Origin of the sequence: Phenylobacterium sp. (assembly GCF_044236515.1) — a bacterium.
Classification (GTDB): domain Bacteria; phylum Pseudomonadota; class Alphaproteobacteria; order Caulobacterales; family Caulobacteraceae; genus Phenylobacterium.
On sequence record NZ_JBIIGK010000090.1, the window covers coordinates 1 to 11,798 of the forward strand.

General features: G+C 67.6%; 10 protein-coding genes. 5 read left to right on the top strand and 5 right to left on the bottom strand.

Annotated features, from left to right (window positions below; translation table 11 throughout):
* Positions 1-206: alpha/beta hydrolase-fold protein (locus ACILRF_RS10320; protein ID WP_395672551.1), on the top strand; the 206-nt coding region annotated here is incomplete at its 5' end.
* Between the two features lie 13 nt (positions 207-219).
* The gene (locus tag ACILRF_RS10325) at positions 220-759 is read left to right on the top strand and encodes an MOSC domain-containing protein (RefSeq protein WP_395672553.1); all 540 of its coding nucleotides are present in this window, start codon (positions 220-222) and stop codon (positions 757-759) included.
* Positions 760-820: 61 nt separating this feature from the next.
* Here ACILRF_RS10325 and ACILRF_RS10330 read toward each other — a convergent pair whose 3' ends face one another.
* Positions 821-1,252 carry a DUF983 domain-containing protein gene (locus ACILRF_RS10330; RefSeq protein ID WP_395672555.1) on the bottom strand — a complete coding sequence of 144 codons (432 nt, stop codon included), beginning with the start codon at positions 1,250-1,252 and terminating at the stop codon, positions 821-823.
* 289 nt (positions 1,253-1,541) lie between these two features.
* Here ACILRF_RS10330 and ACILRF_RS10335 point away from each other — a divergent pair, with 289 nt between their 5' ends.
* Together ACILRF_RS10335 and ACILRF_RS10340 are read left to right on the top strand one after the other, a co-directional pair.
* A complete protein-coding gene (locus ACILRF_RS10335) occupies positions 1,542-5,174 on the top strand; it encodes a PAS domain S-box protein (protein WP_395672557.1) in 3,633 nt (1,210 codons plus the stop codon).
* Positions 5,175-5,454: 280 nt separating this feature from the next.
* Entirely contained in the window at positions 5,455-6,123 is a 669-nt protein-coding gene (locus tag ACILRF_RS10340) for a division plane positioning ATPase MipZ (protein WP_395672559.1), read from the top strand.
* Here ACILRF_RS10340 and ACILRF_RS10345 read toward each other — a convergent pair.
* Together ACILRF_RS10345 and ACILRF_RS10350 are read right to left on the bottom strand one after the other, a co-directional pair.
* Complete coding sequence (locus ACILRF_RS10345; protein WP_395672561.1) at positions 6,115-6,648, bottom strand: SRPBCC domain-containing protein; 534 nt, start codon at positions 6,646-6,648, stop codon at positions 6,115-6,117. The genes ACILRF_RS10340 and ACILRF_RS10345 overlap by 9 nt on opposite strands.
* Before the next feature lie 126 nt (positions 6,649-6,774).
* The gene (locus ACILRF_RS10350) at positions 6,775-9,243 is read right to left on the bottom strand and encodes a TonB-dependent receptor (RefSeq protein ID WP_395672563.1); all 2,469 of its coding nucleotides are present in this window, start codon (positions 9,241-9,243) and stop codon (positions 6,775-6,777) included.
* Between the two features lie 368 nt (positions 9,244-9,611).
* Here ACILRF_RS10350 and ACILRF_RS10355 point away from each other — a divergent pair, with 368 nt between their 5' ends.
* Positions 9,612-10,364: an NTP transferase domain-containing protein gene (locus tag ACILRF_RS10355; RefSeq protein ID WP_395672565.1), complete on the top strand. Its 753-nt coding sequence runs from the start codon at positions 9,612-9,614 to the stop codon at positions 10,362-10,364.
* Here the strand turns inward: ACILRF_RS10355 and ACILRF_RS10360 are convergent.
* Both ACILRF_RS10360 and ACILRF_RS10365 read right to left on the bottom strand, forming a co-directional pair.
* Positions 10,361-11,107: a nucleotidyltransferase family protein gene (locus ACILRF_RS10360; RefSeq protein WP_395672567.1), complete on the bottom strand. Its 747-nt coding sequence runs from the start codon at positions 11,105-11,107 to the stop codon at positions 10,361-10,363. The genes ACILRF_RS10355 and ACILRF_RS10360 overlap by 4 nt on opposite strands.
* The coding region (locus ACILRF_RS10365) for a GNAT family N-acetyltransferase (RefSeq protein WP_395672569.1) at positions 11,104-11,798 on the bottom strand (695 nt) is incomplete at its 5' end. The genes ACILRF_RS10360 and ACILRF_RS10365, both read right to left, overlap by 4 nt.

The window sequence follows — 11,798 nt, forward strand, 5'->3', positions numbered from 1 at the left end:
CGCGGGTCGCCGAGCTGCTGGTCGATCAGGGCGAGGCCGACAGCTTCCTGGAGAGCCAGCTGAAGCCGGAGCTGCTGGAGGCGGCCTGCGCCGAAGCCGGCATCCCGCTGACTCTGCGCCGCCAGCCGGGCTACGACCACAGCTATGCCTTCGTTTCGACCTTCATGGCCGACCATCTGGCGTGGCATGCGGAACGCTTGAAATGACCAGGCGCCGGACGTGAGCGGCCGCGTCGTGGCGGTCAGCGCCCGGCGCGGCCACGGCGTGAACAAGACGGGCCAGCTGTTCATCCGCCTGATCGCCGGGCAGGGGGTGGAGGGGGACGCCCATTGCGGCGAGCGGATCAAGCATCGCAGCCGGGCGCGGTTCAATCCGGGTCTGCCGAACCTGCGTCAGGTCCACCTGATGCACGAGGAATTCCACCACGAGCTGAACGCCAGGGGCTTTCGGATCACGCCGGGACTGATGGCCGAGAATGTGACGACGCGCGGCGTCGACCTCCTGGCGTTGCCGCGCGGCGCCCGGGTGCGGCTGGGGCCCGAGGCGGTCGTCGAGGTCACCGGCCTGCGCAACCCTTGCGTCCAGCTCGAGCGGTTGCAGCCGGGCCTGATGCAGGCGTGCCTGGAGGACCGGGATGGCGTGCTGATCCGCAAGGCGGGGGTCATGGGCGTGGTGCTGGCGGGCGGCGAGGTGAGGGCCGGGGACCGCATCGAGGTCGACCTGCCGCCGGAGCCGCATGTGGTGTTGAAGCCGGTGTGACGCCAGGGTCCGCCGGGGTGGCAAGCCGACCTTCATCAGCTCGACTTGAACCCTCCTCGGCTCATGGCTTGGGGCGTCGTTTGTTCGCCATGTAACCGGGTGGAGCCTTGCCGTGGGCCCCGACGCTCTGCCACCGACCTTCTTCCGCTTTGTGAACATATTGCTCGGCGACGAGCCAAGCTTTGACCGGCTGAAGCGTGCCAAGGCAGCCGATCAGCAACGCCGGCATGACGACGGCGAACTGCGCCCAGATTGGTGGGTTTGAGGCGACGGCCCAGACGGCCCAGACGGTGATCACCAGGATACCGACTCCGGTCATCACGAAGAACGCCGGGCCATCGGCGGGGTCAGCAAAGCTGAAGTCGAGGTCGCACTGTTCGCACCTGTCGGCGATCTTCAGAAAGCTGCGGAACAGCCTCCCCTGACCGCATCTGGGGCAGCGGCAGCGCAGTCCCGCGATTAATGTGGATGGGGAGCGATAATCCTCACTCATACGCCCTCAACCGGGCGCCGTTCAGGAAGGTCCGAAGCCTATCAATAGGCGCCACATGAATGGCCCTCCTGGAAACGTCGGAACGACCATCCGCAACCTTGCGCCGTAGCTCTCGCGCAACCCGTTCGTGGCCCGCGTCGGATCGCGACGGGGTCCCAACGCCGTCTATGCGTGGGAAGCGGACTTTGAAATATGCAAGCCAGCGGCCCTTCGCGCCAGCCCGCCGCTCGGCACGGGGTTGATCCTTAGCGCGACGGGGTAGTTGTTATAGCGCGCGAGGGAGACCGCCATGCCCCGAACTGCCGGCTCCAACCCCGTGACGAGCGTCGATGAGGTGCTGATCACGGCCGAGCTGGCTAGCCGCCCCTCACGGACTCCGGACTATGAGGCCGAAAGCCGAGGGCTTGGAGTTCTCGCCCAGGAGATGGCCACCAATCCTCGCGGCGTGCTCCAGAAATGCGCCGAGCTGGTGATGGAGCTCTGCCATGCAGATTCCGCGGGGATTAGCGTCCTGGAGCCTGGCGGAACAGGCGGCATGCTCCGCTGGCGCGCCGCAGCCGGCGGGTTTGCGCAGCACCTAAATGGCGTCATGCCTCAGGAGGCGAGCCCGTGTGGGACGGTGATGGCACGGAACTCCGTCCTTCTGTTCCATGAGGCGGAGCGATTCTTCCCCGCTCTCCGGGGCGTTGAGCCGCCGATCTATGAGAACCTGCTCGCGCCCTGGCATGCCGAAGGCAATGCAGTTGGCACCGTCTGGGCCATAAAACACAGCCCCGAGGGCCGCTTCGAGGCGGAGGACGCGCGCGTTCTGCAAAGCATCGCTGGCTTCACGGCGGCCGCGTTCAAGATGATCTCCGCCCTCGATGAGGCCACGGAGGAACGATCAGCCGCGCAGGCAAGCGAGGAGCAGCTCCGCGACGCCCTCGATTCGCTGACCGAAGGATTCGCGCTGTTCGATGCCGACTTCACGATCCTGGACGTCAACGCGGAGACGCTGCGGCTGGACGGTCGAACGCGGGACGAACTCGTCGGCAGAAATCACTGGGAAGCATTCCCTGGCAGCGAGGACTCGCCATTGGGGCGGATGTTCAAGCGCGTCGCGCATGAGCGCAGGCCGGAGGCGATCGAGCATTCCTATACCTGGCCGGGCGACAAGACGATGTGGTTGGACACCCACGCCTATCCGACCTCCCATGGCCGGGTTGGCGTCCTGTGGCGCGACATCACCGAGCGCAAACAGACCGAGCAGGCGCTGCGCGAGAGCGAGGAGAAGTTCCGCACCCTGTTCGAGTCGATGCACGAGGCGTTCGCGATCTGCGAACTGGTCCGAGGCGCCAACGGCCAGGGAATTGACTATCGCTATGTCGAACTGAACCCGGCAGTAGAGCGCCACACCGGACTGTCACCAGAGTCACTCATCGGGCGGCGAGCGAGCGAAGTCTTTGGCACCGTCGACCCTTGGTTGCTGGAAACGTACAATCGGGTGGTCGACGAGGGCGCGTCCGTACTGACCGAACACCACTTCGCCAACGTTGACCGATGGCTGCGCATCAACCTCTTTCCGCGCGGCGGCGACCGATTGGCGGTGCTGTACAGCGACGTCACTGAAAGGTATCGCGCGGAGGCGGCTCTACGTGAAAGCGAGGAGCGGCAGGCGTTCATGCTGAAGCTAAGCGACGCTTTCCGGCCGTTCTCTGACCCCGCAGACATACAGGGCGAGGTCACTCGCCTGCTGCGAGAACAGCTGAGCGCGGGTTGGTGCTACTACGTCGATTGGGATGTTGACCGAAAAGTCGGTCGGGTCCTCCGCGACAGCGCCCGCGAGGGGCTTCCGTCGCTTGCAGGCTCCCACGACGTGTCCGATGCGCCCGAGTTCCTCCAGCTCCTCGCTGATGGCGCAGTGCGGACGGTTCGCGACTATGCCAATTACGAGAACCTGCCCACGCGCATCCGCCAGAATTTCGTGGGCTTGGGTTTTCGGTCGATGATGATGGCTCCCCTCGTCAAAGGCGGTCGTTTGACGGCCACTTTGCTGGTCGGCGACACGGGGCCCCGCGATTGGTCAACAAACGATGCGTCTCTGTTGGTCGAGGTCGCCGAACGAACCTGGGCCTCCATCGAACGCGGGCGGGCTGAAGAGGCCCTCCGACAAAGCGAGGAGCGTCTCGGGCTAGCGATTGAAATCGGCGGCCTCGCCAGCTGGGACTGGGACGTACGCAGCGGCCACGTCACCTGGAGCGACCGGCACTATCTGATGCAGGGCTATGCCGTGGGCGAGGTGACCCTAAGCTTCGAGGCCTGGCTCGCCCGAGTTCATCCCGAAGACCGGGAGGAAACGGTCAGGCGGATCGAAGCAGCCCGGGATGAGCGCGGCGTTTACATCCACGAGTTTCGGACGCTCTGGCCTGACGGGACGGTCCGCTGGTGTTCGGCGCGCGGACGCTTTTTCTACGGAGCCGGAGGCGCTCCCGAACGCATGATCGGCGTGATGGAGGACGTCACCGCGCGCAGGCATGCTGACGAGGCGCTACGTTCCAGCGAAGAACGCTTCCGGCAGTTCGCCGAAGCCTCCGCGGCGGGGCTGTGGATCCGGACTGCGGACACCCTGAGCATGGAGTATGTCAGCCCGGCGGTTTCGCGGATTTACGGCGTAGAGCCGGATCGTTTGCTTGGCGACGTGAAGGCCTGGGCTGCGATGATTGTGCCCGAGGACCGGGACACGGCGCTGGCGCACCTGGATCAGGCGCGAGCGGGCGGGACTATGGTGCATGAGTTTCGCATCCAGCGACCCGACGGGACCTTCCGCTGGATCAGAAACACGGATTTCCCGCTGGAAGACGCCAAGGGTCACGTCGCGCGGATCGGCGGCATCGCCGAGGATGTCACCGAGGCCAAGCTGCTGACGGAACACCAGGGCGTGCTGTTGGCCGAGCTGCAGCACCGGGTGCGCAACATCATGGCGATGATCCGCTCCATGGCGCTTCGCACTGCCGACGGGGCCACGGACGTGGAGGACTATCGCGCGTTGCTGGAAGGCCGCCTCATGGCTCTGGCGCGCGTGCAGGTCCTGCTCACCCGTGAAGCCAACGCAGGTGGCTCCTTGCGCGACATCATCACCAGCGAGGTCAGCGCCCAGGCGCATCGCGAGGACCAGTTCGAGCTGGACGGACCCGCGATCCGGCTATCGCCCAAGGCTGTTGAGGTGCTGACCCTGGCCTTCCACGAACTGGCTACCAACGGGTTGAAATACGGGGCGTTCTCCCTCCCTCAGGGGCGGCTGCGAGTGTCCTGGAGGCCGTTCGAGAAGCGCGGGAGGACTTGGCTGGCGCTCGACTGGAAGGAAACCGGCGGCCCGCCACGCGAACCGTCCAAGCGTCGCGGGTTCGGAAGCGACCTCATCGAGGGCCGGATACCTTATGAGCTTGGGGGCACGGGAAACCTGACGCTCGAACCCGAAGGCGCACACTGCCGGATGGAGTTTCCGCTGAAGGAGGGCGAAAGCATCCTCGAGACGGATGCGCCGACCGAAACCACCGTATTTGGAGGAATCCTCGACATGACGGATGCGCCCGACCTCACCGGTCACAGAATACTGGTCGTCGAAGACGACTACTACCTGGCCGGCGATACCGCCGCCGCGCTTCGCGGCGCGGGCGCGGATGTGCTTGGTCCCTGCCCAAGCGAAGACGCGACGCTCGACCTTCTGGAGTCGCAGACTCCGACGCATGCGGTCCTCGACCTCAACCTTGGCGGCGGGGATCCGAAATTCGCGATCGCGCGGGTCCTCAAGGCGCGGGGCGTGCCCTTCGTATTCATGACCGGGTACGACCCTGACGCGATCCCGACCGAGTTTGAGCTTGTGCCGCGCCTGCAGAAGCCCGTTCCATTCCGTAAGATCGTAGAAACAGTCAGCCAGCTCTGACGGCGGCCGATGGCGGACCTTTGGAAGGTCGGGGATGGGTCGGAAGCCGAAAGGGCTGCTGAAACGTCCGCTATCTCGACTTAGGCCCGAATGGCCGCAGCTGACCGGGTCTCGCGAGCAAGTCGCCTCCGCCCGCACGTGCGGGTTCTCTTCAGCTACCCAGTGAGGGACAGCCCAGGCTGCGCGGCTTCGCGTGATATCCTGGCGATAATCTCATCTGCGAAAGACGGAGCACGCTTCATCGCGGCGAGTTCCTGCGGAGCCAGCACCGCAGGGGCCCGTGCCAACCATCGCATTCGTCAGCCCGAAAGGTGGCTGCGGCAAGACGACCGCGGCCCTCCTGCTCGCGCTCGGGCTGGCGGATCGCGGACGGCGCGTGGCCTTGATAGACACCGACCCGAACAAGCCGCTTCTCCACTGGGCCGCCTTGCCAGGGCGGCCATCGAAAATCTCGGTGCACGCCGCCCCGACCCTTCATGACATGGCCGATGCGCGACGCGAGGCGGCCAAGCATGCGCCCGACTGGACCATCGTCGACACCGAGGGATCGGTGCGCGGGGGGATGGTGTTCGCCGGCGTCCGCCTGGACCTGGTGATCACCCCGCTCAACCCGTCCGCGCTGGATGCGATCGAGGCACGGCGCGCGGCGCAACTGATCGACGCCCTTCGGCTGAGGGCGGATCAGCGGATGAAGCACCGTGCTCTGCTGACGCGAGTTCCCTCGGCTCTGCGCCCGGCTTCCATCGGCCGGGTGGTCGAGGAGTTGCGGGTCGCGAACGTCGAACTGCTGCCCACGGCCCTGGTGGACAAGGAGGTCTTTCGCACCCTGTTCGCGGTAGGCGGCAGCCTGGCCGATCTTGCACGGAGCGGAGCCTGGGGCGTGTCCGCCGCTCAGACGAATGTCGACGCCTACGTCGAGGCGGTGCTGGAGACGACGCAATCAAGTTGAGACCGCGGGGTCCCCGACGGCGAGGGAGTTATCGCGGGGCAGGGACGCCAGGAGGGCGTCGAGTTGGGCGAACTGTTCGGCGGCCATGGCCTGCATCCCGGCGACGGCGTCGGGGAGGGACCCAGCATCGGGGTAGCGTTCGCTGAGGACCAGCAGCGTCTGGTCGCCGCGGTCCTCGAAGGTCACCGTGGTGACCGGAGCATCGGCGGTCTCGTCGTTGGTCCAGACCAGACGGGAAGGCGCCGTCACCTCAACGTATCGGCCGAAGAAGGTCGCCGACTCCGGTCCTGCGCCGAAGGTGATCCGGTAACCGCCGCCGGTCCGGGCGTCGATGTCGCAGGCGGTGAGCTCGGCGCCCATGGACTTCGGCGCCCACCACTGCCGGAACTGCTCGGGCCGCGTCCAGGCGTCGAACACCGTCCGCGCCGGGCTGTCGAAGGTGCGCGTGACGGTGAGCTCGTGCGCGGATTTCTGCGCGACGGTGGTCGAGTGCTGCGTTCGCGCAGGCTGGTCGCGGGCTGTCATGTCGGTTCCTTTCGCTCAGGATTCGACGTTACGACGAACGAGCGGCGGCGAAACCGACATCGGACCGGTCACAGTTAAGAGCGGGCGCGGGCGGCCCAGGAACTTTCCTGCGCCGCCCGGCTCCGCCTAGTGGCGGAAGCGCACCGTGGCCCCGAAGGTCCGCGGGGCGCCGAGGAAGGCGTTGTAGACGCTGACCGCGTCGTTGTTCTCGTCGACCTGGAACGGGCCGTTGAAGCCGACCTGCAGGTAGTCCTTGTCAAACAGGTTCTGGCCCCAGACCTCGAAGGTCCAGCGCTGGTCGGCGCTGCCGATGCCGACGCGGCCGTTCACCAGCACCATGGCGTCCTGCTCCTTGGAGGGGTGCAGGTCGGAGCCGGTGTTGAACCGCGAGGTGTACTTGGCCGACAGGTTCGCCTTGAACAGCATGTCGCCGCCGACGTCCTTCTCGTAGGTGCCGGCCAGGGACGCCGAGTAGCGCGGCGCGAACGACAGCTGCGCGCCGGGCAGGCGGCGCAGGCTGTTGAACCGCGTCGGGTTGATCAGGTCGCCGGCCTCGAACGGCGAGATCTCGGTCTCGGCGTAGGTGACGCCGCCCTGCAGGGTCAGGCCGTCCACCGGGGGCAGATAGATGAAGTCGGCGTCGATGCCGCGCGAGATCACCTCCGGCAGGGTCTCCACCACGAAGGCGGTGCCGACGAAGGTGTTGAGCTGGAAGTCGGTGAAGGTCTGGTGGAACAGGGCGGCGTTGAGCAGCAGGCTGTCGCCGAACCAGCTGGTCTTGGCGCCGAGTTCGAAGGAGTCGACGAACTCGCCCTTGAAGCTGGTGTCCGGGTCGGCGGTGAAGTTCGGGCCGGCCGGGGTCAGGACGATGGCCTGCTCGCGGTCGAGGTTGAAGCCGCCGGCCTTGTAGCCGCGAGCGTACGAGGCATAGGCCATGACGTCGGGCGTGAAGCGGTAAGCGAGCTTGATGTCGCCGGAGACCTCTTCCTCTTCCCGCTTCTGGGTGACGACGCCGAGGGCGTCGAAGTCGTTGTTCTGCTGGTTCAGGCACAGGCCGCCGACGACCTGGGTCGCCAGCGCCAGGCCGGCGCGGGCGACCAGGGTCGGGAAGGCCAGCTCGCCCTGGTCGCAGGACGAGCCGGTGGTCGAATAGTCGGACCGCAGCGTCTTGTCGGCGCGGGTATAGCGCAGGCCGACGGTCAGCTCGAGCGCATCGGTGATGTCGAAGGCGTTGTTGGTGAACAGCGCCCAGCTCTTGTCGCGCTGGTCGAACATGTCGTCGTAGCCGGCGCCGTTCTGGAAAATCGTCCCCGGGACGAGGCCGATCGCCGCCGGCACGCCCGACAGCACGCGCCCGGCGAAGTAGGCGTAGTAGTCGGAGCCGTAGCGCAGGATCGAGCGGTTGGTCAGGTCTTCCTTGGCGTAGAAGCCGCCGACCAGCCAGTTGAGCCGGCTGTCGACTGCCTGGCCGGCGAGACGGACCTCCTGCGAGAACTGGTCGAACTCGACGAAGTTGGTGCCGTCGTTCGGCCGCCAGACAAGGTCGGCGCTGGTGAAGTCGCTGTCCTGGCCGGTCTCGCCCCGCCAGTTGCGGATGGCGGTGATCGAGGTCAGCCGGATGTCAGGGCCCAGATCCCAGTTGAGCTCGCCGGAGAGCCCCTTGTCCTCGACCCGCTGGTCGGTCGGCCGGTTGGCGAAGCCGACGCGGTCGAAGGGCGTGCCGGTCAGGTCGAGGGAGCCCGGACGGATGGCGTTGATGAACTGGCCGCGGCCGGTCGGCGACTGGCCGACGAACAGCTGGACGCCGACGCAGCAGTCTTCGTCGCGCTTGGTGTAGTCGCCGATGATTCGCAGCGAGACGTCGCTGGTCGGCTCCCACAGCAGCTGGCCGCGCAGGGTGTAGAAGTTCTGGGTGTTGTCGTCGTCCCGGCCGCGGGGGCCGGAGCCGACGACGATATCCTGGAAGCCGCCGCGACGGCGGGCCCCGGCGTAGAGGCGGCCGGACAGGGTCTCGCCCAGCGGGCCGCTGATCGCGCCGGTGACGCCGAACTGGCCGAAATTGCCGACGGTCGCCTCGGACTCGGCGGTCAGCTCACGGGTCGGGCCGGCGGTGATGACGTTGATGACGCCGGCCGAGGTGTTCTTGCCGAACAGGGTGCCTTGCGGGCCCTTCAGCACCTCGATGCGGGTGACTTCGCCGAGGTCGCCGAAGCCGACGCCGTTGCGCGGACGGTAGACGCCGTCGACGACGACGCCGACCGAGGATTCCAGGCCCGGGTTGTCGCCGACCGTGCCGACGCCGCGGATACGCGCGGTGACGATGGTCTCGTTGCTGGTCGCCGTGACGGTCAGGCCGGGGGTCAGCAGGGTCAGTTCGCGGATGTCCCGGACGCCGGCGTCGCGCATGAGCTCGCCGCTGACCGACGTCACAACGATCGGGACGTCCTGCAGGCTCTGCTCACGCTTCTGAGCGGTGACGACGATCTCGTCGACGGCGCGGGCTGCCGACTCGTCCTGCGCGAGCGCCTGGTCAGCCAGGCCGAGCAACAACGCAGGGGCGAGCGCCGCACTGCAGAAAAGCTTGGAAAGTCCCATATTTTCCTCCGGAGTCGCCCGTCTTTTGACACGGATGCTGACTCATGAGGCGAGTTAAGCCCCCATCCGCGCCCTGCGGAAACCCATGACGTAGGGGAAAGCTCCGCCGATTTCTCGGCTGTGGCCAGGAGGTCACGCTGTTACATGCGGCGACGGCCCTTTTCGGGGCGCGCTGCGGCCGGAAGTCGCAAGACGCGAAAGTCGCTGCAACCGGGGCGCGTGGGCCTGCTAGCTTCACCTTAACTCCGCACACCCACAGCGGGGTTGCGGCGGCTCCGGTCGCCGGCGGCCGCGGGTCGGGTGCGAACCCGGCCTTCGGCTTTTTCTTTGTCTTCCCGCGTTCGCGAACATCTGCGAGGAGGGACCCCATGCCCGCGACTCGCGCCCCCGTGACCAGAGCCATCGTGCTGAGCGCCGGACAAGGCAAGCGGCTGCTGCCGCTGACCACCTCCCGGCCCAAGTGCCTGATCGATCTTTCCGGCCGCTCGCTGCTGGCCTGGCAGCTCGCCGGCCTGCGCGCGGCCGGGATCGAGGAGGTGGTGGTGGTCACCGGCTTCAAGGCCGAGGCGGTCGACGCCGAGTTGGCGGCTCTGGACATCCCGGGGCTGTCGGCCCGCACCCTGTTCAACCCGTTCTTCGACGTCGCCGACAACCTCGCGTCCTGCTGGATGGCCAAGGCCGAATTCGAGGGCGGGGTGCTGCTGCTGAACGGCGATACGGTGTTCGAGCCAGAGATCGCCCGGCGCCTGGTCGCCGCGCCGCCGGCCGAGATCACCGTGACCGTCGACCGCAAGGGCGACTACGACGCGGACGACATGAAGGTGCTGGAGGCCGGCGGCAAGCTGCAGGCGATCGGCAAGACCATCACCGACTACAACGCCGAATCCATCGGCTTCCTGCGGTTCTCGGCAGAGGGCGGCCGGCGGTTCGTGGCCAACATCGAGGCGGCGGTGCGCGCGCCTGGCGGGCTGAAGCGCTGGTACCTCAGCGCCATCGACGAGATCGCCCGCGACAGCGGCGTGGTCGCCGTCCAGTCGATCGAAGGCCTCGAATGGGGCGAGATGGATTTCCCGGCCGACGTCGAGACCAACCGGGCGATGACCGCCCGCTGGCCGGCCTAGGCCGTCAGGTTCCGCACCAGCTGCAGATCGGCCGCCTTGTCGACGTCGACGGCGGCCAGGCCATAGGGGCAGGGGACCGCGGCGGCCCGCACGCCGGCGATCCGGCCGAGCCGCTCGACCGCCCCCGCCAGGGCCAACCGGCGGGCGAGGAAGCTGACGAGGATGCCGGGACCAAGAAGCGCCGCCATGCGCCAGGGGCGCTTGCGCTCAGCCTCTAGCCGCCGCCAGAAGGCCACCGCCGAGAGGGCCCGCGGACCCGTCAGCAGGAAGAGGTTGCAGCCCGACCAGTCGCCGTCGGCAAGCTTCAGATAGGTGCGCCGGGTGGCCGGGGCGTCGGTCTCGACGACCTCGCGGCGGGCGAGCAGGGCGCAAACCTCGGCGTCGTTCGGGGCGTCCGCGAGGAAACGGGCGATCCATTCGGGCCGCAGCAGGGCGTGGTCGCTGGTCGTGACGAGGAGGGGAAAGCCCAGCGCCTCGGCGCCGGCCGCGACGCTGGCGCTCGGGCCGGGCTGGGCGGCCAGGATCTCGGCGCCGAGGCGGGACGCCGCCGCCGCAACCTGCGGATCGTTGGTCGACACCGCGATCCGCGCTGCGCCGGCCGCCTGAACGGCGACGACGACCCGCTCCAGCAAGGTGCGGTCGCCGAGCTTTATCAGCGACTTGTGGGAAACGCCTTCGGCCTCGGCGAAGGCCTCGGGCGCACCGCGGGAGCCGGCGAGGATCAGGGCGTTGAACGCCGTCACAGCGCCTTCTCGTAGATGCGGTAGGTCTTGTAGACCGAGGCGCCGGCGGCTTCGAGCATGCGGCGCATGGGCCGGTTGTCCTCGAGGATCCAGGACAGTTCGGCCTTGTGGTAGCCGAGCCGCCGGGCCGCCTCGATGCCGGCCTGCATCAGCAGGAACGGCGTGATCATTCCGCGCGGGGTGCCGGCGAACTTCTTGCGCACGCCCATCAGCGGCGAGCGGGCGGTCTTCAGGCCCTGGACCTTCAGGCGCCACAGGAGCTTGGCCCAGCCGAACGGCAGGAGGCGGCCGTCGAGGTCGCGGATCGCCTCGTTGAGGTTGGGCAGGAAGATCAGGAAGCCGGCTGTCTCGCCGTCGATCTCGGCGAACCAGGCGAGCCGACGGTCGACGACCGGCCTCAGCGCCTTGGCCAGGTGGGCGGTCTCGGCCTCAGTGGTCGGCGTGAAGCCCCAATTCTGCGACCAGGCGTCGTTGAGGATCTGGGTGAGGGTGCGGACCTCCTCGTCGTAGCGGCCGAGGTCGAGCTCGCGGAGCGTCACGCCGTCCGGCGCGCCGCGGCCGACGCGGGCCATGACGCGCGCCGGCAGGGCGGCCGTGGTGTCGGCGAGATAGGCGAAGACGTCCTTGGCCTTGGCGTAGCCGAGGGCCTCGATGCGCCCGGCGGCATAAGGCGCATCGTGGCCCATCATCA